The organism is Gilvimarinus japonicus (genome assembly GCF_042847215.1).
Classification (GTDB): domain Bacteria; phylum Pseudomonadota; class Gammaproteobacteria; order Pseudomonadales; family Cellvibrionaceae; genus Gilvimarinus; species Gilvimarinus japonicus.
In genome coordinates this window covers 3,880,135-3,905,496 of the sequence record NZ_AP031500.1, presented here as the reverse complement: position 1 = coordinate 3,905,496, position 25,362 = coordinate 3,880,135, and the positions used below count along the sequence as shown (strand labels likewise).

The 25,362-nt window shown below is 55.4% G+C and carries 28 protein-coding genes and 1 other RNA gene; 14 read left to right on the top strand and 15 right to left on the bottom strand.

The features are described 5' to 3' along the window. Positions 1-9 precede the first annotated feature (9 nt). From ppx to ACGHAD_RS16575, 4 genes are all read right to left on the bottom strand, one after another. Positions 10-1,533 (bottom strand): exopolyphosphatase, encoded by a 1,524-nt coding sequence (gene ppx, locus ACGHAD_RS16590; protein WP_339616679.1) that lies wholly within the window; start codon positions 1,531-1,533, stop codon positions 10-12. 139 nt (positions 1,534-1,672) lie between these two features. After that, positions 1,673-2,176: a protein-export chaperone SecB gene (secB, locus tag ACGHAD_RS16585; RefSeq protein WP_339616680.1), complete on the bottom strand. Its 504-nt coding sequence runs from the start codon at positions 2,174-2,176 to the stop codon at positions 1,673-1,675. A 33-nt stretch (positions 2,177-2,209) separates the two neighbouring features. Further along, on the bottom strand, positions 2,210-2,467 hold the full coding sequence (gene grxC / locus ACGHAD_RS16580) for a glutaredoxin 3 (RefSeq protein ID WP_382414649.1): 258 nt from the start codon (positions 2,465-2,467) through the stop codon (positions 2,210-2,212). Between the two features lie 10 nt (positions 2,468-2,477). After that, on the bottom strand, positions 2,478-2,885 hold the full coding sequence (locus ACGHAD_RS16575) for a rhodanese-like domain-containing protein (RefSeq protein ID WP_339616682.1): 408 nt from the start codon (positions 2,883-2,885) through the stop codon (positions 2,478-2,480). Between the two features lie 218 nt (positions 2,886-3,103). Here ACGHAD_RS16575 and gpmI point away from each other — a divergent pair, with 218 nt between their 5' ends. The 10 genes from gpmI (at position 3,104) to ACGHAD_RS16525 (ending at position 15,126) form a co-directional block, all read left to right on the top strand. Beyond that, positions 3,104-4,654: a 2,3-bisphosphoglycerate-independent phosphoglycerate mutase gene (gene gpmI, locus ACGHAD_RS16570; RefSeq protein WP_382414651.1), complete on the top strand. Its 1,551-nt coding sequence runs from the start codon at positions 3,104-3,106 to the stop codon at positions 4,652-4,654. 35 nt (positions 4,655-4,689) lie between these two features. Further along, positions 4,690-5,874: a murein hydrolase activator EnvC family protein gene (locus tag ACGHAD_RS16565; RefSeq protein WP_382414653.1), complete on the top strand. Its 1,185-nt coding sequence runs from the start codon at positions 4,690-4,692 to the stop codon at positions 5,872-5,874. Between the two features lie 53 nt (positions 5,875-5,927). Then, positions 5,928-7,352, top strand: coding sequence for a S41 family peptidase (locus tag ACGHAD_RS16560; protein ID WP_339616685.1), 1,425 nt, complete (start codon positions 5,928-5,930; stop codon positions 7,350-7,352). Further along, the gene (locus tag ACGHAD_RS16555) at positions 7,349-8,287 is read left to right on the top strand and encodes a divergent polysaccharide deacetylase family protein (RefSeq protein WP_382414655.1); all 939 of its coding nucleotides are present in this window, start codon (positions 7,349-7,351) and stop codon (positions 8,285-8,287) included. Before ACGHAD_RS16560 ends, ACGHAD_RS16555 begins: the two co-directional genes overlap by 4 nt. Positions 8,288-8,411: 124 nt before the next feature. Continuing rightward, the gene (locus tag ACGHAD_RS16550) at positions 8,412-8,636 is read left to right on the top strand and encodes a DUF6316 family protein (RefSeq protein WP_339616687.1); all 225 of its coding nucleotides are present in this window, start codon (positions 8,412-8,414) and stop codon (positions 8,634-8,636) included. 438 nt (positions 8,637-9,074) lie between these two features. Then, positions 9,075-10,679, top strand: a complete 1,605-nt coding sequence (locus ACGHAD_RS16545) for a glycoside hydrolase family 43 protein (RefSeq protein ID WP_382414656.1) — start codon at positions 9,075-9,077, stop codon at positions 10,677-10,679. Continuing rightward, positions 10,676-11,818, top strand: coding sequence for a hypothetical protein (locus tag ACGHAD_RS16540; RefSeq protein WP_382414658.1), 1,143 nt, complete (start codon positions 10,676-10,678; stop codon positions 11,816-11,818). The genes ACGHAD_RS16545 and ACGHAD_RS16540 overlap by 4 nt, the downstream gene beginning before the upstream one ends. After that, positions 11,815-12,546 carry a phytanoyl-CoA dioxygenase family protein gene (locus ACGHAD_RS16535; RefSeq protein WP_382414660.1) on the top strand — a complete coding sequence of 244 codons (732 nt, stop codon included), beginning with the start codon at positions 11,815-11,817 and terminating at the stop codon, positions 12,544-12,546. Before ACGHAD_RS16540 ends, ACGHAD_RS16535 begins: the two co-directional genes overlap by 4 nt. A gap of 57 nt (positions 12,547-12,603) precedes the next feature. Further along, on the top strand, positions 12,604-14,157 hold the full coding sequence (locus tag ACGHAD_RS16530) for a sugar porter family MFS transporter (protein ID WP_382414662.1): 1,554 nt from the start codon (positions 12,604-12,606) through the stop codon (positions 14,155-14,157). 3 nt (positions 14,158-14,160) lie between these two features. Then, positions 14,161-15,126, top strand: a complete 966-nt coding sequence (locus ACGHAD_RS16525; protein WP_382414664.1) for a Gfo/Idh/MocA family protein — start codon at positions 14,161-14,163, stop codon at positions 15,124-15,126. 82 nt (positions 15,127-15,208) lie between these two features. Here the strand turns inward: ACGHAD_RS16525 and hisF are convergent, their stop codons facing one another. From hisF to ACGHAD_RS16470, 11 genes are all read right to left on the bottom strand, one after another. Further along, positions 15,209-15,982: an imidazole glycerol phosphate synthase subunit HisF gene (hisF, locus tag ACGHAD_RS16520; protein WP_382414666.1), complete on the bottom strand. Its 774-nt coding sequence runs from the start codon at positions 15,980-15,982 to the stop codon at positions 15,209-15,211. A gap of 3 nt (positions 15,983-15,985) precedes the next feature. Then, a complete protein-coding gene (gene hisA, locus ACGHAD_RS16515; RefSeq protein ID WP_339616694.1) occupies positions 15,986-16,720 on the bottom strand; it encodes a 1-(5-phosphoribosyl)-5-[(5-phosphoribosylamino)methylideneamino]imidazole-4-carboxamide isomerase in 735 nt (244 codons plus the stop codon). A 20-nt stretch (positions 16,721-16,740) separates the two neighbouring features. Next, complete coding sequence (gene hisH / locus ACGHAD_RS16510) at positions 16,741-17,385, bottom strand: imidazole glycerol phosphate synthase subunit HisH (RefSeq protein ID WP_382414668.1); 645 nt, start codon at positions 17,383-17,385, stop codon at positions 16,741-16,743. Positions 17,386-17,394: 9 nt separating this feature from the next. After that, entirely contained in the window at positions 17,395-17,988 is a 594-nt protein-coding gene (hisB, locus tag ACGHAD_RS16505; protein WP_339616696.1) for an imidazoleglycerol-phosphate dehydratase HisB, read from the bottom strand. Positions 17,989-18,085: 97 nt separating this feature from the next. Continuing rightward, positions 18,086-18,403: a DUF3301 domain-containing protein gene (locus tag ACGHAD_RS16500; protein ID WP_339616697.1), complete on the bottom strand. Its 318-nt coding sequence runs from the start codon at positions 18,401-18,403 to the stop codon at positions 18,086-18,088. 116 nt (positions 18,404-18,519) lie between these two features. Next, a complete protein-coding gene (locus ACGHAD_RS16495; RefSeq protein ID WP_339616698.1) occupies positions 18,520-18,732 on the bottom strand; it encodes a cold-shock protein in 213 nt (70 codons plus the stop codon). Between the two features lie 155 nt (positions 18,733-18,887). Next, a complete protein-coding gene (locus ACGHAD_RS16490; protein WP_339616699.1) occupies positions 18,888-19,229 on the bottom strand; it encodes a hypothetical protein in 342 nt (113 codons plus the stop codon). A gap of 32 nt (positions 19,230-19,261) precedes the next feature. Continuing rightward, the gene (locus ACGHAD_RS16485) at positions 19,262-20,476 is read right to left on the bottom strand and encodes a UbiH/UbiF/VisC/COQ6 family ubiquinone biosynthesis hydroxylase (protein ID WP_382414671.1); all 1,215 of its coding nucleotides are present in this window, start codon (positions 20,474-20,476) and stop codon (positions 19,262-19,264) included. Beyond that, positions 20,469-21,695 carry a 2-octaprenyl-6-methoxyphenyl hydroxylase gene (ubiH, locus tag ACGHAD_RS16480; protein WP_382414673.1) on the bottom strand — a complete coding sequence of 409 codons (1,227 nt, stop codon included), beginning with the start codon at positions 21,693-21,695 and terminating at the stop codon, positions 20,469-20,471. Before ubiH ends, ACGHAD_RS16485 begins: the two co-directional genes overlap by 8 nt. Position 21,696: 1 nt before the next feature. Continuing rightward, on the bottom strand, positions 21,697-23,031 hold the full coding sequence (pepP, locus tag ACGHAD_RS16475; protein WP_382414675.1) for a Xaa-Pro aminopeptidase: 1,335 nt from the start codon (positions 23,029-23,031) through the stop codon (positions 21,697-21,699). Positions 23,032-23,094: 63 nt separating this feature from the next. Beyond that, positions 23,095-23,679, bottom strand: a complete 585-nt coding sequence (locus ACGHAD_RS16470; RefSeq protein ID WP_339616703.1) for a UPF0149 family protein — start codon at positions 23,677-23,679, stop codon at positions 23,095-23,097. A gap of 195 nt (positions 23,680-23,874) precedes the next feature. Here ACGHAD_RS16470 and ACGHAD_RS16465 point away from each other — a divergent pair, with 195 nt between their 5' ends. The 4 genes from ACGHAD_RS16465 (at position 23,875) to ACGHAD_RS16450 (ending at position 25,325) form a co-directional block, all read left to right on the top strand. Beyond that, a complete protein-coding gene (locus ACGHAD_RS16465) occupies positions 23,875-24,081 on the top strand; it encodes a TIGR02449 family protein (RefSeq protein WP_382414677.1) in 207 nt (68 codons plus the stop codon). Between the two features lie 37 nt (positions 24,082-24,118). After that, a complete protein-coding gene (locus ACGHAD_RS16460; protein ID WP_339616705.1) occupies positions 24,119-24,418 on the top strand; it encodes a cell division protein ZapA in 300 nt (99 codons plus the stop codon). A gap of 57 nt (positions 24,419-24,475) precedes the next feature. Continuing rightward, positions 24,476-24,653, top strand: a non-coding RNA gene (ssrS, locus tag ACGHAD_RS16455) — 6S RNA. A gap of 12 nt (positions 24,654-24,665) precedes the next feature. Further along, positions 24,666-25,325, top strand: a complete 660-nt coding sequence (locus ACGHAD_RS16450) for a 5-formyltetrahydrofolate cyclo-ligase (RefSeq protein ID WP_382414680.1) — start codon at positions 24,666-24,668, stop codon at positions 25,323-25,325. Positions 25,326-25,362: the final 37 nt, after the last annotated feature.

Here is a 25,362-nt window from a genome sequence, read left to right as displayed (position 1 = left end):
ATGTGATCGTTATGTTTCCTGTTGCTCATCGGTAATAATGTGCAGCTGGTAGCCGGCTTTGTTTAAGTAATTCGCCTCCGACTCTAAATCAGCTAGCACCAGTGGGTTAGCGTCCAGCCAGTTTTGCGGCAGGCGTAGGCTGAGTTTTTTCTTTTTCTTGGCGCTCAGTTCAATACCTTCTGGCAGGCTGTGGCGGCGGGTGCGATTAAAGATAACAGCTAAGCGCAAAAGCATTGCCAGGTGCAGTAACTCATCGCCATTTTCGGTGAGTTGTTTTTCTTGCAAGCTTTTGCGGTGGGTGCGGGCGAGCAGGGCGAGCTGGGTTTGCTCGGCACGGGAGCAGCCGGCAATATCAACGTTTGCGACAATATAGGCGCTGTGCTTGTGATAATCGCTGTGCGAAATATCCAAACCAACAGGCGCCAAGTGGGCGGCCCAGCTCAGCATCTTGCCGGCATCAATAGGTTCAAGCGCCCAGTCCTCGCTGACTTGCGACAATAATTTTTGTGCGGTCTGGGCGACTCGTTCGGCCTTGGGGATATTAACGTGGAAGCGCTCGGCTAAGGCCACGACGCTGGCTTGGCGAATGTCGTGATCTTCTAGACGACCTTTTAAATCGTAGAGTAACCCTTCGCGCAGGGCCCAGTCTGAGGCCAGCATGGTGTCGATGTCGAGGGTATCAAACAGTGCCGCCAGAACGATTGCGCCGCCTAAAAAAACCGGCTGCCGATCGTCTGAGACACCGTCTAGGGCAAGGTCGGTGGCGCCGTGCTTAGCGTAGGCGGCAATGATTTTGTCGAGGGACTTTTTGGTGATTTCGCCGTCGCTCCAGCCCGCCTGTTGGCACACGTTGGCAACGGCTTTAATCGTGCCGGATGCCCCTAGAACTTCTTGCCAAGGCTTGTCGCTGTACTCGTCGGCCACCGGTGCAATTTCTTGGCCGGCGGCGATGCGCGCTTTTTTAATAGCTTTGTCAGTGACTTTGCCATCGGCAAAAAAGCGCTTCGTCATGGCGACGCAGCCCATGCTTAGGCTTTCTTTGACGCTTGGGTGCATACCGGTGCCGACAATCACCTCGGTGCTGCCGCCGCCGATATCAATTACCAGTCGACTTTTGTCGTCTGGCGCGATCGAGTGGGCGACGCCTAGGTAGATGAGGCGCGCTTCTTCCTCGCCCGAGATAATCTCGACCGGGTGGCCGAGTTTTTCTTGAGCAAGCTTTAAGAATTCTTTGGAGTCGGTAATTGAGCGCAGGGTTTTGGTACCGACGGCTCTGACGCTGCCGGAGGGAAAGTTGCGCAGTCGCTCCCCAAAACGCTCGAGGCAGGCGAGGGCTCGGTCGCGGGCCTCGTCGCTCAAACTGCCGTCTTCCTCTAGGCCCCAGCCCATGCGCACCGGCTCGCGCAGTTTGTCTTGCAGGGTAATGTGTTGATTCTCCCAGCGCGCGATGATCATGTGAAAGCTATTGGAGCCGAGGTCAATCGCGGCGATTTGGCTCGCGCCGGAGCGTAAAATACGGGAAATATTAAACATGAATTAAAATAAGCCCTGTTAATGAATCCTGTATGAGTATACGCAGATGTGCTGTGCTTTGCCGAGAGCTACTTATGACTATAGACAAAAAAGCCCACAGCGGGCTGTGGGCTTTTAAGGTGCGAGCAGCAGGCTGCGATTAAGCGTCCGCTTGGGCGCTCTCGGCAGCGGCTTGCTGTTGTTGCTGTTGTTGAATGGCTTGCGCAAATACCGCATCAAAGTTGATCGGTGGCAGCATCAGAGCGGCAAAGGTGCCGCGTGATAATACGCTGTCGATAGTCTCGCGCGCGTAAGGGAACAAAATGTTGGGGCATGTAGAGTTGATGGTTTGCGCCATCTGTACGCCCTGAAGGCCCGAGATGTTGAATACACCAGCCTGTTTAACCTCGATCAAAAACGCGGTGCGCTCTTCAACTTTGGCGGTAACGGTAAGCAGCAGCACGACTTCGTGGTGGGCGTCGTCAATTTTAGTCACTTGCACGTTTAGCTCTTGCTCAACCTTTGGCGGTTGCTGTTGGTTGAACGCCTCAATACCCATTGGTGTTTCAAACGACAGGTCTTTGAGGTAAATGCGCTTGATGGAAAATGCCGGTTTTGCTTGTTCTTCGCCGGCGGCTTCTTGGGTGTTGTTTTCTTCTGACATAGCTCTGTCTCTTTCGTCGGTAAGTGGGGGCGATTAGGATGCTAGCAACGGATCCAGTTCGCCGCGTTTGTCCAAGGCACTGAGGTCGGTAAAGCCGCCGACGTGGCGCTCGCCAATCCAGATCTGTGGAACTGTGCGTTGACCGCTTTTGGCCATCATCTCTTTGCGCTTGGCCGGCTCGCGGTCGACGCGGACTTCGGTAATATTCACGATACCTTTGCTGGCCAGTAAGCGTTTAGCGCTGACGCAAAAAGGGCATATCGCAGTGGTGTAGATGGTAACTTTGGCCATAGGGGCTCCGCTATTTTACCAGTGGCAGACCTTGGTTTTGCCACTCGCTGATGCCGCCGGTCAGGCGTCGTACATCAAAGCTTTTTCCGCCCAATAAGCGGCCGGTACTGCCTGCGTGCTGGCCGAGCTTGTCGACCACAATGATAGTTTTGTCACGGTGCTTTTCCAGCTCGTTCAGGCGCTCGGCAACTTTGCCGTGGGGGATGTTGATGGCGTCAACCATATGTCCGGCGTCAAACTCTTTGGTCTCGCGCACGTCCAGCCAGATGGCGGTGTCGGCATTAATCAAAACAGTCGCCTGCTGAGTCGTCACGGGCTGGCCGTTTTTGATCCGTTCGCGCCAGCCATAAATAAGAATAAGCACCGCCAGCATGCTGACCAGCATCCACTCTTGATTGAGAAAAGCAATAATCTCCACCGAACCACCTTTGGTTATCGAGCTATCTGAATTGTTGTGATTGTCTCGGGCCGCGAGCCCTATGGCGACAAAGGCGGGGAGTATACACCAAGATCGCCCATTTTCTCAGCCTTTCAGGCGCTCCCCCATAGAGTTGTGGCCCCATAGCAGTTAGAATAATGGCCTTTATTGAGCATAATGCCTGTCTAATTTGTACGATACATAAGCGACGATTACCTATGACTGCCAAGAAAAAACCTATGGTATTGCTGATCCTCGATGGATTCGGCCACTCAGAGAACACCGAACACAACGCCATTTACAGCGCCAAGACCCCCGTCTGGGACCGCATTTGGAACAACAGTCCGGCCAGCTTGATCGGCACATCTGGGTTGGCTGTGGGTTTGCCTGAAGGGCAGATGGGCAACAGCGAAGTGGGCCATATGACATTGGGTGCTGGCCGCGTTGTGTATCAGAACTTTACCCGTATTAACAAGGCGATTGAAGATGGCGAGTTTGCCACCAATCCCGCTTATGCCAACGCCATCGACAAGGCCAATAGCGCCGGCAAAGCCGTGCATATTATTGGTTTGTTGTCAGAAGGTGGTGTGCACGCTCACGAAGATCACATCTTTGCGATGATCCGCGCGGCGGTAGAGCGTGGCGCTAAGCAAGTGTTTCTGCACGCCTTTTTGGATGGTCGCGATACGGCCCCGCGCAGTGCCGAGGGCCCCTTGGCAAAAGCCGAGGCGCTATTTGCCGAGTTGGGCACCGGGCGTGTGGCCAGTATTTGCGGTCGTTACTTTGCGATGGATCGCGACAATCGCTGGGATCGCGTCGAGCAGTGCTACAACGTGATGGTGACTGGCGATGCCGAGTACGACGCCGAAACCGCGGTGGCGGGCTTGCAGGCGGCTTACGCTCGGGATGAAAACGACGAGTTTGTCAAAGCTACCGTGATTGTGGGTGAAGGTGAAGAAGTCGCTACCATCAACGATGGCGACTCCGTGATCTTTATGAACTTCCGCCCCGACCGTGCCCGCGAAATTACCCGCGCCTTGACTGAGCCCGACTTTGACGGCTTTGAGCGCAAATTGGTACCGCAGCTGGCTGACTTTGTAACCACCACAGAATACGCCGCCGACATTAAAGCCAGCGTCGCTTTCCCGCCGCAAGAGTTGGTGAACTCGTTTGGTGAGTACATGCAAAATGAGGGAAAAACTCAGCTGCGTATTGCCGAGACTGAAAAATACGCCCATGTCACCTTCTTTTTTAACGGTGGTAAAGAGGCTGAATTTAACGGCGAAGATCGCATTTTGATCCCTTCCCCCGATGTTGCCACTTATGATTTGAAGCCTGAGATGAGTGCGCCAGAGGTGACCGATAAACTGGTCGAGGCGATCGAATCCGGTAAGTACGATGCCGTTATCTGTAACTACGCCAATGGCGATATGGTGGGTCACTCGGGGGTGTTTGAGGCCGCCGTGGCCGCTGTCGAAGCCGTCGATGAATGTGTGGGTCGGGTCCTAGAGGCGGCCGCAAAAGCTGGTGGCGAAGTGTTAGTAACGGCCGATCACGGTAACTGCGAAGAGATGTTTGACCCGGACTCGGGTCAGGTAAGCACGCAACACTCGACGTTGCCGGTTCCTTTGGTGTTTGTCAGCGACCGCAAAGGCACCATTGCCGAGGGGGGCTCGCTGGCGGACGTGGCGCCAACCATGCTGCATTTAATGGGCATGAAACAGCCCGCCGAGATGACCGGCCGCAACTTAATTACTCTGGCTGAGTAATTAGGCTGAGCTCGCCGCGTCTAGTGTTTAAGTTCGTGCAGGTACTGACTGCCAAGACCTTAGCGCCTGGCTATCGGGCGCTGGGGCTTTTGTGTCTGTTGGCGGTATGCTGCGCCCCTTTTATGGCGGCGCCAGCACTGGCGGCAGACGATGCCGCCGAGTACCAAAAAAAACTGGAAGCGCTGCGGGACAACATCGAGCAACTGAAAAAAGAGCTGGACGAGGTCAAAGGGCAGCGCGGCCAATTGCAAAAAGACTTGGAGAAATCCGAGACGCACATTGGTGAGCTGGAAGAAAAAGTCGAGACTATTGGCGATGAAATAAAAGCGCAAGACGCCGATTTACAGTCGCTGCAACAGCGTCAGCGCGAGCTAGAAAGCAGCCGCCAAGTGCAGCGCACCCAAATTGCCAGCCAAGTGCGCAGTGCGTATCAGTCTGGCCCGCAAAGCCCGTTGCGATTATTGCTGAACCAACAGTCCCCCGAGCGTATTACCCGCCTCAGCAAATACCACGATTACCTTTTGGCGGCGCGCAACGACAAGCTTAAATCTTACTTGGCGACGCTGGCAAAACTCGACCAGCTTGAGCCCGAAATTATTGCCCGGCGCGATAGCTTGCGCGAGCGGCGCGATCAGCTCAGTGAGCGCCAGCGGCAATTAAACGCTCAACAACAGGAGCGTACCGCTACGCTCGCCAAACTCGCTAAAGTAATCGACAGCAAAGACGCCAAGCTGGTGGCCGAGCGCCAAGACGGCAAGCGTTTGCAGGCGCTGCTGGATGAAATGACAGCAACGATCGGCCAGGCTGCACCCGCCGGTGTCGCGTTTAGTGGTTCGCGCGGTAAGCTCCCCTGGCCCGCCGACGGCAAGCTGCGCCACCGCTACGGTAGCGATCGCGTGGGCAACCAGCTCGCCTGGGAGGGTGTTGTGATTGACGCCCGCGCCGGCAGCCCCGTGCTGGCGGTGCACAGCGGGCGGGTTATTTTTGCCGAGTATTTGCGCGGCCACGGATTGCTGATTATTGTCGACCACGGCGAGGGCTATATGAGCCTTTACGCCCATAACCAGACTCTGTTAAAACGCCCGGGCGATCGAGTCAATGGCGGTGAAGTGATTGCCCGAGTGGGCAACAGCGGCGGCCAGAGTTACAGTGGCCTGTATTTTGAGATACGTCATAATGGTCAGCCGACTAACCCCAGTACTTGGTTGGCTCGGGCGTGATCTGTCCCCCTATTAACGCTAATGAGCCATCGGCTCAGTTGCAGGAGAAACACATGCTGTTTGCCACTTGCCAACGATTGTTCTGCCTGTTGGCTCTGACCGGGTTATTGTCGTTGCCGGCAGCGGCGCAGAATACCGCGCCCGATGTGGCTTCGGATGATGAAGCTAATGCGCCGTCAAAAGGGCTGTTGCCGCTAGAGGATTTGCGCACCTTTACCCGTGTTTACGATCATATCCGCAACAGCTATGTCGAGCCGCTGAGTGACTCGGAGCTATTGGAGTATGCCATTAAAGGCATGATGGCCGAGCTGGACCCGCACTCCGCTTACCTCGATGCTGAGTCGTTTGAAGACTTGCAAGTTAATACCTCGGGTGAATTTGGTGGTTTGGGTATTGAGGTGGGGATGGAGAACGGCTTTGTTAAAGTCATCTCACCTATTGACGATACCCCCGCGCAAAAAGCCGGTATTGAAGCGGGCGATCTTATTATTCGCCTGGATGAAAAGCCGGTTAAAGGTTTAAGCCTGAGTGAGGCCGTCACTCTGATGCGTGGCCCTAAAGGCAGCCCCTTAACGGTTACGATTGTGCGCGAGGGGGTTGATCAGCCGTTTGAGCTGGTTATCGAGCGCGACATTATTAAAGTGCGCAGCGTGCGCACCAAAATACTCGATGACGATTACCTGTATTTGCGTATTGCGCAATTTCAGATTGGTACTGGCGACGATGTGGCGAGTCGATTGCAAAAAACTCTGGGCGAGCACAGCAACATAAAAGGTGTGATTCTCGATTTACGCAACAACCCAGGTGGCGTATTGCAGGCCTCGGTGGATGTGGCCGATGCTTTTATGGACGGTGGTTTGGTGGTTTATACCGAGGGCCGGCTGGAATCTAGCTACAGCCGCTATGAGGCCAACCCCGGTGATCTAACCGATGGTTTGCCGGTCGTGGTACTTATTAACGATGGCTCGGCCTCGGCCTCAGAAATCGTCGCCGGTGCCCTGCAAGATCAAGGGCGCGCGGTCATTATGGGCACGCGCAGCTTTGGTAAAGGCTCAGTGCAGACCGTCGTGCCCATCTCCGAGAGTCGCGCGATTAAACTCACCACGGCGCGCTATTACACCCCTAGCGGTCGCTCGATTCAGGCGCAGGGAATCGAACCCGATGTTCAAGTCGAGCGCGCTAAAGTAACGGCGGTTAAGCCGCGCCTGCGTACCACCGAGGCCGACCTGGCAGGCCACTTAGGCAACACTAATGGCGAAGACGAGAGCGATAGCAAGAGTCGCGACCAAGCGCGTAGCGCGCAACAATCGCTGTTGAGCAACGACAACCAGCTCCACGAAGCCTTGAACTTGCTTAAGGGGCTTAATATCTTGCGTCAGCCAAAGCTGGCCGAGCCACAGGACGGCGCCGGTATTGCCCCGCCGAATGCGGCTAGCGATGAGATTCCCAGCCCAGACGATATTCCCGAAGCGCCATGAGCGCTTGCGTCAGCCCGATGCTGGCGCGTGTGGGCGCACTGGTGCTAATGGCACTGGGTTTAGTCGTACCTGTGGTGGCCGAGCCGGTTAACTCACCTGCCCGAATCGCCATTATTATCGATGATGTCGGCTATAACCTCGCCCTAGGGCGCCGCGCGGCCGAGCTGCCGGGTGCCTACACCTTAGCTTTACTCCCCATGACGCCGCACACCCGCGAGTTGGCCGAGCTTGGCCGTGAGCGCGGCAAAGAGCTAATGCTGCATGCCCCTATGGCCAACGAGCGCGGTTTGCCCCTTGGCCCTGGTGCGTTAGAGTTAAGTATGACTCGTGCCGAATTGTTGCAGAGTTTGCGCGCCAGCTTAGCGTCTCTGCCCGAGGTGGTGGGGGTTAATAACCATATGGGCAGTGCGCTGACAGCGCAGCCGCAGCCGATGGGCTGGGTTATGAGCGAGCTGGTGCGGCGCGACTTGTTTTTTGTTGATAGTCGCACCACGGCGGCGAGCGTTGCAGAGCGAGTAGGACGTGACTACGGCCTTAAAACGGCACGGCGCGATGTATTTTTGGATCACGAGCGCAGCCCCGCGCACATTCAGCAGCAGCTAGAGCGTGCCCTGCTCTTGGCGCAGCGACGCGGCTGGGCGGTTGCCATTGGTCACCCGCACCCGGAGACGCTGGCCGTGTTAGAGCGTGCCGCCCCCTTAATGGCAGAGCAAGCGGTGCAGCTGGTCAGCGCATCGGCTTTAGTGCAGCGCGCACGTTTTGGCGCCGGATACTGTCCTTTGGCGCCTGACAGTCTGCGCGACTATCGGCCGCCGGCTGGTCAAATGCCGCCCTTGATCGTCAGTGTGCGCTGGTGGAACTGGAAAAGTTTGATAAACTGGAGTTATCAGCCCGCAGCGAAGCTAGAGAAACACGGTATAAGCAATTCGGGGTGAAGGCTAGAAAATCACACACGAGCGTTAAAATTTGCTCCATAATGCAAATAGTAACTAATGCGGGAATCACAACGATTAGGATGATGCCCACGTCAAGGATTGATTAATACTGTAGGTGAAGACTATGACGCTAGAACACAGAGATGGCGAACAGGGCGAAGTCCCAGAGCGCAGCGGCCGGTTTTTAGAAAAGTCCGGCTACTGGTACTATCAAACTCGCGAAGGTGTCGATATTGGCCCGTTTGACAGCCGCCGTGATGCGGAGGTGGGAGTGGGTGAATTTATAGATTTTATCTGTGCCTCGGCGCCGGAAGCGGCAAAGATTATCGAGCGCTATCGCGCGGCATAAAAACCTCTAGCCAAGCGCGAAACTTACCTGAGCGGCTTTGTTGTCGTGCTTGGTTGCCCCTCTTTTGTAGCCGAGGATCTCGGCTACCGTTCCTTTTATGCATTGCCCTCCAGATTTACACGCTATTCGCAACGCCCTGAAAACAGACTCGCCGGGTTATCTGGCGCCGCTGTTTAATACCGTTTGGCGCGCCTAAAACAGGCGCGCATGGCAGGAGCAGGTATACGCCGTACCGCACAAATAACAGACACCTTGTTGCACTCCATTTTCCTGGCTTTACTCTATTTTATGGCTGTAGCTCTTGACTAACGCTTAGTTATCGTTAACATTAACGATATAATTGATCGAAGATTCGATAATCCCAAGAAACAACAAGGCCTCCCGCTGAGGGCGATTGCCGCAACGGATGCGGGGTGAGGTTGATTAAGGCAATAATCCATGACGACCCGTGTAATACATAATCCCATACTGCCCGGTTTTAACCCCGATCCTTCTATTGTTCGTGTTGGCGATGATTACTATATCGCTACATCGACCTTCGAATGGTACCCAGGGGTGCAAATCCATCACTCCAAAGATTTGGTCAACTGGCGTTTAGTGGCACGGCCGTTAAACCGCCCCGAGTTATTGGATATGACCGGGGAGCCAGATTCCTGCGGCGTGTGGGCACCGTGTCTGAGTTACGCAGATGGTAAGTTTTGGCTGGTTTACACTGACGTAAAACGTTTCGATGGCAACTTTAAAGACACCCACAACTACCTCACAACCTGTGAACAAATCGACGGCGAGTGGTCTGCTCCTACCTACCTAAACAGCAGTGGCTTTGATCCGTCGCTCTTCCACGACGATGACGGTCGCAAGTGGCTGCTGAACATGATTTGGGATCACCGCCCCGATCGCACTTTTTTTGGCGGCACTATGTTGCAAGAGTTTGACCCAGCAAAAGGTGAGCTGATCGGTGAGACCCAAAACATCTTTCCTGGCTCCGAGCTTGGTTTTACCGAAGGCCCGCATATTTATAAGCGCGAAGGGTTTTACTACTTACTCACCGCCGAGGGCGGCACTGGCTATAACCACGCGATGACGCTGGCGCGCTCACGCCAATTAGATGGCCCCTACGAGTTAGACCCTGCCGGCCATTTTATTACCGCCAAAGACAGCCCAGAGCTTGAGTTACAGCGTTGCGGCCACGGAGACTGGGTTGAAACCCAAAACGGTGAATTCTATGCCGTGCATTTATGCTCGCGCCCGCTTGCGCCCGAGCAACGCTTTAGCCCGTTAGGGCGCGAGAGTGCGATTCAAAAGGTGGCGTGGAATGCCGACGGCTGGTTGCGTTTAGCCGATAGCGCTGAGCCGGCCTCGGCCGTCACGGCGCCTAACCTGCCGCTCCACCCGTGGCCGCAAGAGTCGACGCACTTTAAGTTTAATGACCCCCGTTTACCGGCGGCGTTTCAGTGGTTGCGCACGCCCTATCCAGAAAAGTTGTTTAGCCTTACCGCGCGCCCGGGTTGTCTGCGCTTAATCGGGCGGGAGTCTTTGGGTAGTTGGAATTTGTCGTCACTGGTGGCAATGCGCCAGAGTGCTCTGCGTTTTACCGCGCAAACCTGTATCGAGTTTACCCCTGCAAGCTTTCAGCAGATGGCGGGGCTGGTGTGCTATTACAACTCGCAAAAGTTTCACTATTTATACCTTAGCTGCGATGACAATGGCCAGCGGCACATTGGCATCATGTCGTGCTTGGCCGATATTGGTTTGTCGGCTAGCTTTCCGTTGGCCCCGATAAATATTAAGCAAGAGGGCGAGGTACACTTAAAAGCAGAGGTGGACCGAGCGCAACTGCGCTTTAGCTATAGTTACGATGGTACAGATTGGGTCACGCTGCCCGGTGAGCTCGATTACCGTTTGTTGTCGTGTGAAGCGGGTAAAGGCGAGGGGGCCAGCTTTACCGGTGCATTCGTCGGTATGGCCTGCCAAGACATGACTGGCCGTCAGCGTTCGGCTGACTTTCATTATTTTAACTACGATGAGCCGGAGGTTTTATGAACCGCATTTCCACTGTGTTCGCCTTTGTCGGTTTATGTGTATTAAGCGGCACCGTTATGGCGGATACGCCAGAGCCCGCAGACGGGGTCTTGGTGCTGGCGGGGCAAAACCTGCGTGCCACCCACGCCTACTATTACGACGAGCGGCTCCCCAAACCTGCGGGTTTTTCTGACTATATTTCCTATGATGTAGATCAGCCCTACGCGGCTAACGCCCCCGATGCCCCTCGATCCTATCGGGGCAATGAAGCCTTGTTAGCACCGACCAACTGGGGGGCTGGTGTGCAATGTGTCGACTGTATTTTGCAAGAGCCCGCGCTTGACCCGGCGGTGGTCAATATTGGTTTTTACATGGCTGGGCCAAAAGACGTTGATGGTCAGCAATGTCGCGGTACGCCCAAGTGTAATGCCTACAAAATCGCCAGCGGTGAATACGATGCCTACTTAGATGAGTTTGCCCGTTGGGCTAAAAGCCTAAATGCTTTGGTACTGTTACGCATTGGTTACGAGTTTGACGGCGAGTGGAATAACTACGACCCTGCGCAATTTAAAGCGGCGTTTAAATACATACACCAGTACATGGATAACAAAGGGGTGGATAACATTGAGTATGTGTTGCACTCGGTGGGGGCAGCCAGTCGCGAAACTCTATTGGCGTATTACCCAGAGCCCGACGAGGCCAGTAGCAAATATGTCGATTGGATCGGGTACTCGTATTTTACGATTGACCCGGAGTCCCGCGGTGTAAATGAGTTGGCCCTGGCCCGCGAACGTGGCATTAAAGCTTTTATCGGCGAGGCGGCGCCACACACGGGCGATTGCACTAAGCAAATTGATATGGCGACCAACCCGGCGTTGGCTATGCGGTGGATCGACGGTTTTATCTCTCACATCGAACGCAATAAAGACGTTATTGGCGCTATCGCCTATATCAATGCTGACTGGTCCGACACCGTTTACTCACCTATGTGGACCGAACAGACAGATCAAGGCTGCAATGGTTTTTTTGCCCAATCAAACTCGCGTTTAAACGATAACGATCAAGTGATTCGCTATTGGGCCAAAAAAATCAGTGCCCCGCTTTTTATTAACCAAGATCGCGCCCGCGAGTGGCTTAAGAAAACCTCGAGGTCATTATGACAGCGTTAAATTATCAGAATTTGGCAAGGCAGTTTTGGCGCGATGGCTATTTAGTCATAGAAGATTTTTTTGACTTGACGCTAATGGGTTGCTATCAGCAGCTGATAGTCGAACATTTTGGTTCGTCTCCCGAATTTTTGCACACAGATGAATTTCTACAAAAATCGGCCACTGAAGTGATTCCTTGGTTTCCGCAAAAAGAGGGTGTTGACGAGTTTGACGCGGTGGAAAATGACCATCGCCTAAAAGCGTTGACCGAAGCCATTCTCGGCGAGGGTTGGTACCACCTTTATTGCATGACGATGTTTTCTCGCCAAGGCACTAAAGGGCAGGCATGGCATCAGGACTGTGATCCGGAAGAAGACGAAAACCGCTTTAACGTCAACCGCTTAGTTTATACCGCCGATATCACCCCGGAAATTGGCGGCCAAACCTTAGTGGTACCAGGCTCGCACCGTCGCGGTACTATCACGGTGGGTGACGTTAACGAAGAGTTTTCCGATCAAGTGGTACTTTCGCCGACGAAAGGCACTTTAGTGTTGTTGCACGGCCACACCTGGCACCGGGTGAGGCCTGTCACTGGCGGTTATCGCGTCTCGACTAATTACCGCTGTTGCCCTAAAGGGACGCCCGAGGGGATAACCGATGTCTGTGTCTATCGCAATATGCGTTACCAGTTTGCCACCAGTTCCGTTATTGAAGATCGTCTGTTGCGCAACGCTTACTAGAATAATCCTGGCAGGATGCCCGAACTTTACGAAACGCCGACAAGAGTATAAAAAATAATGATTCAATCAAGTTACGCATTTCGTCTGGCCATTATTGTCTCGCTCGGTGGCTTTTTATTCGGTTTTGACGCCTCGGTTATTTCTGGTGCGATCAACTTTATTGGTGCCGACTTTAACCTGACCGATTGGCAGTTGGGCTTAGTGGTGGGTGCGCCGACGTTAGGCGGTATTATTGCCGGCGCCTGTTCCGGCCCCCTGAGCGACCGTTTTGGTCGCAAGCCGGTACTGCTGCTTATTGCCATCTTGTACACTATCTCGGCGGCGTTCTCGGCGCTGGCACCCGATTACTTTACCATTTCACTGGCGCGTTTTATTGGCGGTTTGGGTTTTGGGGCCTTGAGTTTAGCGCCTATTTATATCGCCGAAATCTCCCCGCCTGCTCAGCGCGGCCGGATGGTGTCTATTAATCAGCTGAATATTGTTTTGGGTTTTTCGGCGGCGTATTTTGCCAACTACTTTATTTTGCAGTTAGCTAATTCTGGCGCGCAATGGACGCAAAGCTTAGGCTTAGATCAGCACACGTGGCGCTGGATGCTAGGCATTGAAGTTGTTCCTGCGACTATCTACGTTTTTATGCTTATACTGATTCCCGAAAGTCCGCGTTGGCTCGTGCTAAACAGTAAGCCCGCCAAGGCTCGCACCGTGATTGCTAAATTGTTGCCTAATGCCGATCCCGACGCTGAGGTAAGTGCTATCGGCGCGACCAATCACACTAAGCTTGAGCCTTTTTTTCAGCGTTTAAAGCAGTTGTTTAAGCCCAATGTTCGTTTGGCGCTTGTGGTGGGTGTGGTGCTCGGTATTGCTCAGCAAATTACGGGCGTTAATGTCATTTACTTTTATGCTCCCACTATTTTCGAGCAGACCGGGATTGGTACCAATGCGGCTTTTGCTCAGGCAATTTGGATCGGTGTGACCAATGTGGTGTTTACCATTATTGCTATGGTACTTATCGAGCGGCTGGGCCGCCGGCCGCTGCTGATTGTAGGCCTGGCGGGGGTTATGATCAGCATGGCCATTTGTACCTATGGCTTTAAACAGGCAACGTATGTCATCGACGATGTTGCCGCGATTGAGGTAAGCGATACCGAGTTGCGCGATCGGTTGCAGCCCCTTGAAGGTCTGACGTATAACGATGACGTGGCATTTAAGATTGCGCTGCGTAATCACTTGTCTGAGACTGAGCTGCGCATGCACCAAGGACAAATCATTGCCGCCGCCACCAATATGAACCCCTATTTAATTCTTATTGGTATTCTCGGGTTTGTCGCTTCATTTGCGGTGTCTTTAGGGCCGGTAATGTGGGTATTATTGTCCGAGATTTTTCCCAACCATTTGCGCGGGGTGGGTATGGCATTTGTAGGTATGCTTAACAGTGCGGTTAGTTACGGGGTGCAGGTGGTGTTCCCGTGGCAACTGAGTCATTACGGCTCGGCGATAACCTTCTTTATCTATGGTTTTTTTGCGCTGATAGGTTTGGTGTTGGTGTATTGGTTACTGCCAGAAACCAAAGGTAAAACACTTGAGCAGCTAGAGACGGAGTTTAAACGTTAAGCTATGAAGAAAGTTCGTTGGGGTATTGTCAGTACCGGTCGTATTGCCGGGCAATTTGCGCAGGATTTTAGCGCCGTAAAAAACGCGCAGCTGCATGCTGTAGCCGCGCGCAACCTCGATAAAGCAAAACAGTTTGCTTTTGCGCACAATATTACCAATGCCTACAGTAGCTACGAGGCGCTGTTTAGCGATCCAAATATCCATGCGGTTTATATCGGCACCCCGCACAGCTTACATTATCAGCACGCTCGTGCAGCGCTTGAAGCTGGCAAAGCGGTACTGTGTGAAAAACCGCTAACCGTGAGTGTCGCTGAATGCGAATCGCTGCAAGCAATGGCGCGGGATAACGGTGTTTATTTAATGGAGGCCATGTGGACTTACTTTTTACCCGCCCTGCGCAAAGCTAAGCAGTGGGTCGATGAAGGCCGCATCGGTAATATCAAGCACATAAAGGCAGATTTTGGTTATCCGCAGTTGCCGTTTGACCCCAAAAAACGAGAGTACGACGCCGATTTAGCGGGCGGTTGCTTACTGGAGATGGGCGTTTACCCAGTGGCGTTAGCATGGTTGTTTATGCCGCAAACCCCCGATGATGTGCAAGTGATCAGCCGCTTTGCCCCCAATGGGGTGGAGGATGACCTGGCCATTCACTTTAATTATCGCGATGCGGTGGCAAGTCTCGGTACGTCGTTTCGTTGCAAGTTACAAAACTGGGCTTATATTATTGGCGACGAAGGTTATATCGCAATCCCTGACTTTTGGCGCGCCAGTGAGTGTTCCCTGTACGTGCTGGATGAGCAGGTGGATAAGTTTATCGATAATCGTCAAGAGCAAGGGTTTTGCTTTGAGGCGCAAGCGGTAACCGATGATTTAATTGCTAAACGGCTTGAATCGCAAACGGTATCCTTTGCCGATAGCCTGGCGTTTGCGCGCCATATGGATTTGATTCGAGAGACGTTTAAGCGGTAGCCGGGTGTTAGCAATTATCCACTAAAAAAGGCACGCCAACCGGCGTGCCTTTTTTAGTGGCATTATTGAATATAAGAGTGGGCTACAAGCGCACTTCGATGCCGCGCTCTTGCATATAGGTTTTTGCCTCTAGTACCGAGTACTCACCAAAGTGAAAAATACTCGCCGCCAATACCGCGTCGGCGTGGCCGTCGGTAACGCCATCCACTAAATGCTGCAAGTTACCCACGCCACCGGAAGCAATAACCGGTATCGGCACCGCCGCGCTAATGGCGCTTGTTAGCGGCAGATCAAACCCATTTTTGGTGCCGTCGCGGTCCATGCTGGTAAGCAGTATCTCGCCGGCGCCGTACTCGCTCATGCGCGCGGCCCATTCGATGGCGTCAATGCCGGTGGGCTTGCGGCCACCGTGGGTAAAAATCTCCCAGCGCAAAGGCTCGCCCGGCGCGCTTACTTGTTTTGCATCAATCGCCACCACAATACACTGGGCACCAAAGCGGTCGCTGGCGGCTTTGACAAAATCTGGGTTGTGCACCGCCGCCGAGTTAATGCCGACTTTATCGGCGCCGGCGTTAAGCATGCGGCGAATATCATCGTTGCTGCGAATACCGCCGCCCACGGTGAGCGGAATAAACACTTCACTGGCAATGCGCTCGACCGTGTGTACCGTGGTGTCGCGCCCTTGGTGGCTGGCGGTAATGTCGAGAAAGGTAATCTCGTCGGCACCGGCCTCGTTGTAGCGCTTGGCGATCTCGACCGGATCGCCGGCATCGCGAATATCGACAAACTGCACGCCTTTAACCACACGGCCGTTGTCCACATCAAGGCAAGGGATAATGCGCTTGGCCAAACCCATAACTTACTCCGCGTTGTCGCAGTATTGTTGTGCTTCGGCCACGTCGAGTGTGCCCTCGTAAATCGCGCGACCGGTAATGGCGCCGCAAATACCTTTGTCGCTGGCCGCGTTAAGCGCGCGAATGTCGTCCATGTTGGTAATACCGCCCGAGGCAATCACCGGGATACTCGATGCCTGCGCCATGGCCACGGTGGCCTCGACGTTGACGCCCTGCATCATGCCGTCGCGGGCGATATCGGTGTATACAATCGAGCTGACGCCGTCGGCTTCAAAGCGCTTGGCCAAATCGGTGGCTTTAACGTTAGAGACTTCGGCCCAACCGTCGGTGGCAACCCAGCCGTCTTTGGCGTCCAGCCCAACAATAATATGGCCGGCAAACTCGCGGCAAATATCAGTAATAAACTCGGGCTCTTTTACCGCTTTGGTGCCGATAATCACATACTCGACGCCGGCGTTTAAGTAGTGCTCGATGGTTTCTTTGCTGCGAATACCGCCGCCGATTTGAATCGGCAGTTTAGGGTAGGCTTTGGCAATGGCGGTGACTACTTCGCCGTTAACCGGTGCTCCGGCAAACGCGCCGTTTAAATCCACTAAGTGCAAGCGGCGGCAGCCGGCCTCGACCCACTGGGCGGCCACGGCCACCGGATCGTCAGAGAAAACCGTAGAGTCGTCCATCAGGCCCTGGCGTAAACGGACACACTGGCCGTCTTTTAAGTCGATGGCGGGAATAATTAACATGTTAAGTCTCTCTTAATGCGTTAGCTCTGACCGTTCCAGCGGACAAAATTGTGAAGTAACTGTAAGCCGGCGGTGTGGCTTTTTTCGGGGTGAAATTGCACCGCAAAAACATTGTCGCGACCGACCGCCGCGGCAAAGCTGACACCGTAATGGCAGCTGGCCATGACCTGTTCGGTGTTGGCGCTTTGTACGTAGTAGCTGTGCACAAAATAAAAGCGGCTGTCTTGCGCGATGTCGGCCCACAGCGGATGATCGTTGTGGTGCACTTGGTTCCAGCCCATGTGCGGCACTTTTAGCACTTCGCCCTGATCGCCTTTTAGGTGGTTGCCAAAAAAGTCGACATTGCCGGCAAATAAGTCGATGCACTCGGTACCGCCGCTTTCGGCGCTGCTGCTCATCAGTGCCTGCATGCCGACGCAAATACCCAGTACGGGTTTACCGCTGGCCACTTGCTCGCGCAGCACTTGGTCAAAACCGAGGCGTTTGATCTCGCCCATGCAATCGCCAATAGCGCCCACCCCCGGGAATATCACCCGGTCAGCGCGGGCAATCTCGGCCGGATCGCTGGTGACTAGCACTTGGTGGTCGCACACTTTACCTAGTGCGCTGGCAACCGAGTGCAGGTTGCCCATACCGTAATCAATAACCGCTACTGTTTCGCTCATAAAACCTGCTTATAAACTGCCTTTGGTGGAGGGCATAATACCGGCCATGCGTGGGTCTGGCTCGAGCGCCATACGCAGGGCGCGGCCAAAGGCTTTAAACACGGTTTCTATTTGGTGGTGGGCATTGTCGCCGCGCAGGCTGTCGATGTGCAGCGTGACTTGCGCGTGATTGACAAAGCCGTGAAAAAACTCTGAGAACAGTTCGGTATCGAAAGCGCCGACGCGTTTTTGCGTAAAGGGCACCTTCATGATCAGACCCGGGCGGCCGGAAAAGTCGATCACCACCCGCGATAGAGCTTCGTCCAGTGGCACATAGGCGTGGCCGTAACGGCGAATGCCCTTTTTGTCGCCCACAGCGCGGGCAATCGCCTGGCCGATGGTGATGCCAATGTCCTCGACGGTGTGGTGATCGTCGATGTAGGTGTCGCCCTTACACTTAACGTTCAGATCGATCATGCCGTGGCGGGCGATCTGATCCATCATGTGCTCTAAAAAGGGCACGCCGGTATCAAAGGTGCCGCAGCCGGTGCCGTCGAGGTCGAGCTCGACACTGATCTGGGTTTCCAGAGTATCGCGTGATACTTGCGCTTGGCGCTCAGACATGGGTGTTCTCCGAAGTCGCAGTCGGGCTGCGTGGAAGCAAAGCGCGAATTATATCGGCAAGTGGCCAACAATTCACGGTTTGCGAAAAATTGGGGTTTTAGTGCATGCGATGTGGATCGAGTTGTACGGTCTCTACCCGGCGGCCGAGCATAATCACACGGCCGGTATAGCGGTCCTCGCCGGTGGCGGTAAATTCAAAGTAAAAGGCGCGCCACAGCGCCATTGCACCGCGGCTGTTACGCTTAAACCACAGGCGGCGCAGGTACACGCTCTGGTCGAGCATCTGCACGTCCATTTCTTTGCAGTGGCGCAGTGCCCAGCCTAGTGCCACGGCTTTTGATTGCAGCGCGCGCCACCAGTAGTAGACCACGGCAACAATAACAAAACACCAGATAACAACGCTTAGATCAGACATATAGGCCTATACAAACACAAAAGCGCCCGCGCCCACACTGGGTGCGGGCACGGGCGCGAGTACTATTGCCGCGCGAGTTACCGCGCGCGCAAACAAAAACTTAGGTGGGTTGTGGCTTACAGGGCGGTAACGTTTTCTGCCTGCGGACCTTTTTGGCCCTCTACCACTTCAAAAGAGACGTTTTGCCCCTCTAATAACGTGCGACGGCCAGTGCCGTTAATAGCCCGGAAGTGTACAAACACATCCGCGCCGCTTTCGCGCTCGATAAACCCATAACCTTTTGCGTCATTAAACCATTTAACGACACCAGTGACCAATTGCTCCGACATAACACCCTCGTCTGCGTCCGTTGTCAGCCCGGCTGACCTTAGTTGTGCGTAACGTTGAGGCGCTTACATTAAACGTTACTGGTCAAAATTAAAGCACTTCAGTATGGCCAGTTCAATAGCTTTGTGGGCGATTTTAGACAGTCAATAATGCGGTTTTACGAGTCGGAGGAGGATTGTTTTATTTTGGGGCGGCGGCAGAAAACTTCGTGCAAATACAGGGCAATAATCACCACAGCAAAGCCCCCTAACATGGCAGGACGCTTTACTTGCTCCAGAGCCAGCCCCTCTTTGGCCAGTTGGTAGCAGGCCAGGCCCCAGGCCGCAGCGGCAAAATATCCCCAGCGCATACGCTTCCAGACAAATACGGCAATTACCAGTGTTAGTACGGCGGCAAAAACGGTTTGTATTTTAAGTTCCGAGGCAAGCACTCCCGCACTGGCCAGCAACCAGAGCAATAACAAGGCGTTAAGCAGGTGGGGAATTTTTGATTTGGTCATGGTGTTTAGCTCGTTGGGTGATCAAGGGAGGCTTAGAGCGATAGTCCCATCGCCTGTTGTGCCAGTAAATTCTTTAACGCCGGCAGTGTGTTTACACTGCTTAAGGCGCGGTTGCGCAGCAGTGTAAGGCCCGGCTGGCGGCTGCCAAATAGGCGTTTAAAGCCCTCCATAGCTGCCATCATGGTTAAGTTGTGGCCCATTCGCTGGCGCTCGTAGCGGCGCAAGGTGGCGTACTCGCCAGTGCTCAGGCCGCGCTCTTGGGCGCGCTGTAGCTCGCGCGTTAAGCAGGCAACATCCAGTAAGCCCAGGTTAACCCCCTGGCCGGCTAGCGGGTGAATACTGTGGGCGGCATCGCCGACAAGTGCCAAACCCGGCTGTGCGTAGCGGGTGGCGTGGCGCTGGTGCAAAGTAAAAGCATGGCGCGTGCTGACGTGCTCGATGGTGCCTAAACGGCGCTCAAAGTGACGCTCCAGCGCCTGGCAAAACTCGGTATCGTCAAGGGCCATAAGCGAGTCGGCAAACGCCTGATCGGCCGACCAAACGATCGAGCAGTGGTGGCCGTCGCTCGCTTGCGGGGTATCGATCAGCGGCAGCAGCGCCAGCGGCCCGGTGTTCATAAAACGCTGCCTAGCCACCAAGCCGTGGGGCGCTTGGCTGCGCACGGTGGCGACGATAGCGCTCTGCTGATACGACCACTGGCGCTCGTCGATGGCGGCCATTTTGCGCAGGGGCGAGCGGGCGCCATCGGCGGCAATAATCAGGGGCGCCTGCAGGGTTTCGCTGGTGCTTAACTCGACACCGTTAATGCTGCCATCGGGCTGGCGTAATAGCGCGCTAACGGGCTGTTGCCAGCGCTCGACGGCGGTTAATTCCAGGGCGCGCTCAAGGGCTTGGTTGAGTACCCGATGCTCGACAATATGGCCCAGGGTATCGCGGCCTAGGTCGTGGGCGCTAAATTCGATGTGACCGGCGCCCTCGCCATCCCACACATGCATATCGCGGTACGGGCAGGCGCGTTGCTCGGCCACGCTGCGCCATACACCGAGCTGCTCGAGCAGTTGGCGCGACGCGTCCGTCAGGGCCACCACGCGTGGGTCAAACGGTTCTGGGTCGATCGCCGGCTGGGCCGCCGGTGCTACTAACGCGATGCGGGTATGGGGCGCCAGCGTTTGGCTGAGGTGGGCGGCGATGCTGGTGCCGACAATACCGGCGCCCACCACGATAATGTCGTAGTTTGTGCTAACCATGTCGGGCCTCCTGGGCTGTGCGGGTAAGCCCCATCATTTGCTTGCCAAAGGCGCTGCGCAGTGTCGGTGCCAGCTCCAGGCTCAGCAGCCCTAAGTGGCGCAAGGCAACCGCGGGTAGCGCTGTGGTGCTAAACAGCCGCACCATGGCATCGCCGGCGCGAGAGGTGATGGTCTGGTCGCGCTCGCGCTGGGCAAGATAGCCTTGCAGCACATTCAGCTCACCGGGGCTGTCGCTGGTAGTAATGGTGCGCGACAGGGCCGCGCAGTCGCGCAGGGCCAAATTAAAACCCTGGCCGGCCACTGGGTGTAAAAAGTGCGCCGCATTGCCCACGAGCACTAAGTTTGAGCGCACTTGCTCGCGCGCTTGGCGCAGCACCAGTGGGTAGCTGTGGCGCTCGCTCGCCGCCATAAAACGGCCCAAGCGGTGGCCAAAGTGCTGTTGCAAACGCGCTAAAAACTCGATGTCGGGTGCGTTTTGCAGGTCGCTGGCGCGATGGCTGGGTTGCGTCCATACCAGCGCCATCTCGCGCGCCTGTGGCGACTGCCCTAGGGGCAATAGCGCCAGTGGGCCGGTTTCGGTAAAGCGCTCGTAGGCGACGCCCAGGTGCGGTTTAGCGCAGCGGACGTTGGCGATAATGGCGTTTTGATAATAGGGCTTGTCTTGGGTGGTAATACCCAGCGCTTGGCGCAGCGGCGAATTGGCGCCGTCGGCCAGTGCGGTTAGCCGCGCCGTTAATGGGGCAAGGTGGTTGTCGAGCATTAGACGACCGCTGCCGGCCTGCGGCACAAAGTCGGTAGCGCCGGCCTTGTGATGCTGAATATTGCTCTGCTCGCTGAGCGCGCGCAACAACACTTGGCCCAGCCAGGTATTGGGCACAACATAACCTTGAGTGTCCATGCCGGTCGCGCTGGCATCCAGCATTTGGCCGGGCAAGTAACCGCGATCTGAGACATGCACGGCGCTGATGGCGGTGGCGTGGCGCTGCAGCGTTTGCCACAGGTCCAGTTCGTCAAACAGCTGCGCGCTGCCGGCCGATATCGCCGTGGCGCGGGCATCAAAGCTTGGGTGATAAGGGCCGCTGTCTGGCACGCCGGGGTGCGGGTCGACAATGGCAATGCGCCAGTCTGGCCTGGCGCGCGCGCACAGCAGCGCTAAGCAAGCACCGGCAGGGCCGGCACCGATTATGGCAAGGTCCAGTGGCGCCTCTTGCTCGCTCACCTTACGCGCCTCGCGCGCTGGCCGCCTCGGCCATTAGGGCCTCGATGGCGTCGATGGTTTTGGGGACGGCTTTGGTAAGTACCTCACAGCCGTCTTTGGTAATCAGGACGTCGTCCTCGATGCGAATGCCAATGCCGCGCCATTTTTGCGCGACCTGCTCATCATCGGGCGAGACATAAATACCCGGCTCGACGGTCATTACCATGCCCGGCTCCAGCACGCGCCACTCGCCGCCGACTTTATAGTCGCCCACATCGTGTACATCCATGCCCAGCCAGTGGCCAACGCGGTGCATATAAAACCGGCGGTAGGCGCCGTCCTCGATGAGTTTGTCCAGCTCGCCCTCAAGCAAACCGAGTTTGACTAAGCCCTCGGTGATTACCCGCACGGAAACCTCGTGGGGTTCGTTCCAGTGGGCGCCGGGTTTTAGGGTGGCCATGGCCGCGTCTTGGGCGGCCAGTACGATCTCGTACAGGGCGCGCTGCTCGGGGCTAAAGCTACCGCTGACGGGGAAGGTACGGGTAATGTCGGCGGCATAGCCTTCTAGCTCGCAGCCGGCGTCGATCAACACTAAATCGCCGGCTTTGAGGGCGGCGTCGTTTTCGATATAGTGCAAAATACAGCCGTTTTTACCGCCGCCGACAATGGTGCTGTAGGCGGGGTGACGGGCGCCGGCCATGGCAAACTCGTGCAGTATCTCGGCCTCTAGCTGATACTCCATGACGCCGGGTTGGCAATAGCGCATGGCGCGGGCGTGGGCACGGGCCGAAATTTCGCCCGCCTCGGCCATAACCCGGGCCTCAGCGGCGCTTTTGTAAAGGCGGTTATCGTGTAAAAAGTGCGATAAATCTAAAAACTCGCCCGGTGGGGTCGCGCCCGAGCGCACCTTGGCGCGAATGGTGTTTACCCAGTCCATTACTTGCCGATCAAAACCGGCGTCTTTGCCCATGGCGTAATAGACCCGCTCGCGGCCCTCTAATAGGCCGGGCAAAATATCGTCGATGTCGTCGATAGGAAAGGCGTCATCGGCGCCATAATCTTTACAGGCGCCATCGGGGCCGGCGCGGTAGCCGTCCCAAATTTCGCGCTCGGGGTCGCGGTCGCGGCAAAACAGGACAAATTCGCCGTGCTCGCGACCGGGGATTAACGCCACCACCGCCTCTGGCTCGTGAAAACCGGTAAGGTAAAAAAAGTCGCTGTCCTGGCGATAGGGGTACTCGGTATCGCGCGAGCGCGTGCACTCGGGCGCGGCCGGCACGATGGCGATACTGTCCGGCTCCATAACGCTCATTAGGGCTTTGCGGCGGCGGGCGAATTCGGCTTTGGTGATGCGCATGCAGACCTCGATGTTCGGTGGTAAAAATCGCTTGCTACGTCGGTGCTTAATAGCCGCGTGCTATTAATGAAGCGTTTTAGTGCTTTTGGCGCTGTTGTCGGCCGTATCGTATTCGCCAAAGGTTTGGCACAGGCTAAGGGCCGATAAGCGCACGTACTCGGCCACTTCGATAAAATCGGCTTCGCCGCTGGCGGCATCGTTGTCGTCAGCTTGTACCTGGATGATGGCGGCAAAGTCGCTTAACGTTTCCTGTACTTCCTCGGGTAAATTGCCGCGCTCAACCACGCCGGCGGCGCCAAAGCCGGATAAAAATCCATGGCACCACTGCGACAGCGCCTCTACCCGCTCGGACATGCCCTGCTCATCGTCAGGTAAAAACAGCACAAAGCTAAAACCTTTACCGGTCAGCTGTGCTTTAGTGTCAGTGAGTAATTTAATCAGCTCATCAACCGTGGCGGTATCAGGGGTTTCCGTTAGCGCCATAAACTCGTCCACCAAACGCAGCCAGTCGGCCTCGTTCAGCGGGGCACCACAGAGCCGGCCACACAGCATACCTTGCAGTTCGGCGGGGCTGTTTACGGCACCCAGTGGGTCGAGCAATTCGTCCCAGCGGTCAAATTCGCTTTCGGTTCTTTCGATTTCTGTCATGAGTAACCCTTCTATTAACGGCGCTTATGCTACCACGAGTGTTGTATTCGGCCTGATCTGGACAGCGCTATATGGGCAAATATCACAAAAAAATCGTGTGCTTTGGCTTATGCACGATATTGCGGCAACAACATTTGACCCTCTGCGTGGGGCGCAATATAGTAGCCGCTGAAGCCCAATTGGTCACCTGCCGCTATGTCTGAAGATTTTATACTTACACTGGAAGCTAAGCTGGATGAGTTGATTCGCCAGTGCGGTCGCTTGCAGCAGGAAAACGCCGAGCTAAAAGCCCGCGAGAGCGAGTGGCAGCAAGAGCGAGTGCGTTTGGTAGAGAAAAACGAGCTGGCGCGCTCGCGCGTCGAGGCCATGATCACCCGACTGAAAAGTCTGGAAGCGCAGTAAGGCTTGTTCCAGGCAACAGCCGCAAGAGGTATTTCCGGTGAGTAACGAAACCGTCAGCGTAAAAATTCTCGATAAAGATTATCAAGTGGCCTGCCCGGCAGACGAGCGCGTGGCGCTGGTGCAATCGGCGCAAGTGCTGGATGAGCGCATGCGTATGATCAAAAGCTCGGGCGGTGTTATTGGCTTAGAGCGCATCGCCGTGATGGCGGCGCTTAACCTCAGCCACGAATTGCTGCTGGCGCAGCAGTCAGGCGCCTCGGTTGGCGCCAATCAAGCCTCGCTCGACCGCATGCAGAGTAAAATTGAAGCGCAGCTGGATCAATTATCCGCTAAGTAATCGCAATTGGCGGCAGAAGTTTTTGGGGTCGAACGGCAATTTGCGTTATAATACAAACACACCCTGGGATGTACGCCAGTCGACTAAGTCCTTGAGCCGATACTGCTGTACCAGGTAGTGCCTCGTCGGTATTTGTGAGCATGTCCGCACGACGGAAAGCCTAATAATATCGCAGGCGCCACCCCTTGAACTCTAGGGTTCAAGGCCAACTTGACAGCGGCATCTTGGGGTTTTTAATTTCTTGCCTATGACCCGCACCAACCTTCCCGTAACTAACAATACCGCTACCGATGCGCCAACGAGCGCGCGCTCCACTAACAGTAATCGTCGTGAATTGCGCCGCTTGCTACGTGCCCGTCGCCAGTCTCTATCGCCTGCAGTTCAAGCTAGGGCCAGTGCCGGTTTACTGCGTCAGCTGCAAAAACAACCGTGGTTTAACCGTGCGCAACGCATTGCCCTCTACTGGCCAAGCGATGGCGAAATAGACCCACGCCCGGTCGCGGCAACCGCTTGGCGGCTTAACAAGCGCTGCTATTTACCCGTGTTACACCCGTGGTTAAAGCGCCACCTTTGGTTTACCCCTTTTGCCCGCAACACCCGCTTTGCTCCCAATCGCTTTGGTATTCCCGAACCAGTCGGTCCCGCCCGTGCGCCGCTTAATAATCGTCACCTAGATGTGGTGCTGTTGCCTTTGGTGGGGTTTGATCGCGCCGGCGGCAGGTTAGGTATGGGCGGTGGCTTTTACGACACCACGTTCGCGGCCAAGCGCCGCGGCAAAGGCTTTAAGCGCCCGCGCTTGGTGGGGGTGGCCCACAGTTGCCAAGAAGTTGATGCACTGGCTCTGGCCAGTTGGGATGTGCCGCTCGATGGTATTGCCACCGAGCGGGAGTATATTGCGATTCGTTGATGGTGTGCTTCGTATCATTGTCGTGTTGTTCGGGGGG

Bases quoted from the DNA above. Each gene is read 5' to 3' on its own strand.
- ACGHAD_RS16555 (WP_382414655.1), top strand. From the start codon at position 7,349: ATGAGCGCTTGCGTCAGCCCGATGCTGGCGCGTGTGGGCGCACTGGTG.
- pepP (WP_382414675.1), bottom strand. From the start codon at position 23,031: ATGCGCATCACCAAAGCCGAATTCGCCCGCCGCCGCAAAGCCCTAATG.
- ACGHAD_RS16450 (WP_382414680.1), top strand. From the start codon at position 24,666: ATGACCCGCACCAACCTTCCCGTAACTAACAATACCGCTACCGATGCG.
- ACGHAD_RS16560 (WP_339616685.1), top strand. From the start codon at position 5,928: ATGCTGTTTGCCACTTGCCAACGATTGTTCTGCCTGTTGGCTCTGACC.
- ACGHAD_RS16490 (WP_339616699.1), bottom strand. From the start codon at position 19,229: ATGACCAAATCAAAAATTCCCCACCTGCTTAACGCCTTGTTATTGCTC.
- secB (WP_339616680.1), bottom strand. From the start codon at position 2,176: ATGTCAGAAGAAAACAACACCCAAGAAGCCGCCGGCGAAGAACAAGCA.
- ACGHAD_RS16530 (WP_382414662.1), top strand. From the start codon at position 12,604: ATGATTCAATCAAGTTACGCATTTCGTCTGGCCATTATTGTCTCGCTC.
- grxC (WP_382414649.1), bottom strand. From the start codon at position 2,467: ATGGCCAAAGTTACCATCTACACCACTGCGATATGCCCTTTTTGCGTC.
- ACGHAD_RS16545 (WP_382414656.1), top strand. From the start codon at position 9,075: ATGACGACCCGTGTAATACATAATCCCATACTGCCCGGTTTTAACCCC.
- hisH (WP_382414668.1), bottom strand. From the start codon at position 17,385: ATGAGCGAAACAGTAGCGGTTATTGATTACGGTATGGGCAACCTGCAC.
- ACGHAD_RS16535 (WP_382414660.1), top strand. From the start codon at position 11,815: ATGACAGCGTTAAATTATCAGAATTTGGCAAGGCAGTTTTGGCGCGAT.
- ACGHAD_RS16465 (WP_382414677.1), top strand. From the start codon at position 23,875: ATGTCTGAAGATTTTATACTTACACTGGAAGCTAAGCTGGATGAGTTG.
- ppx (WP_339616679.1), bottom strand. From the start codon at position 1,533: ATGTTTAATATTTCCCGTATTTTACGCTCCGGCGCGAGCCAAATCGCC.
- ACGHAD_RS16500 (WP_339616697.1), bottom strand. From the start codon at position 18,403: ATGTCTGATCTAAGCGTTGTTATCTGGTGTTTTGTTATTGTTGCCGTG.
- ACGHAD_RS16550 (WP_339616687.1), top strand. From the start codon at position 8,412: ATGACGCTAGAACACAGAGATGGCGAACAGGGCGAAGTCCCAGAGCGC.
- ACGHAD_RS16485 (WP_382414671.1), bottom strand. From the start codon at position 20,476: ATGGTTAGCACAAACTACGACATTATCGTGGTGGGCGCCGGTATTGTC.
- ACGHAD_RS16470 (WP_339616703.1), bottom strand. From the start codon at position 23,679: ATGACAGAAATCGAAAGAACCGAAAGCGAATTTGACCGCTGGGACGAA.
- hisA (WP_339616694.1), bottom strand. From the start codon at position 16,720: ATGTTAATTATTCCCGCCATCGACTTAAAAGACGGCCAGTGTGTCCGT.
- ACGHAD_RS16540 (WP_382414658.1), top strand. From the start codon at position 10,676: ATGAACCGCATTTCCACTGTGTTCGCCTTTGTCGGTTTATGTGTATTA.
- ACGHAD_RS16495 (WP_339616698.1), bottom strand. From the start codon at position 18,732: ATGTCGGAGCAATTGGTCACTGGTGTCGTTAAATGGTTTAATGACGCA.
- ACGHAD_RS16525 (WP_382414664.1), top strand. From the start codon at position 14,161: ATGAAGAAAGTTCGTTGGGGTATTGTCAGTACCGGTCGTATTGCCGGG.
- gpmI (WP_382414651.1), top strand. From the start codon at position 3,104: ATGACTGCCAAGAAAAAACCTATGGTATTGCTGATCCTCGATGGATTC.
- hisF (WP_382414666.1), bottom strand. From the start codon at position 15,982: ATGGGTTTGGCCAAGCGCATTATCCCTTGCCTTGATGTGGACAACGGC.
- hisB (WP_339616696.1), bottom strand. From the start codon at position 17,988: ATGTCTGAGCGCCAAGCGCAAGTATCACGCGATACTCTGGAAACCCAG.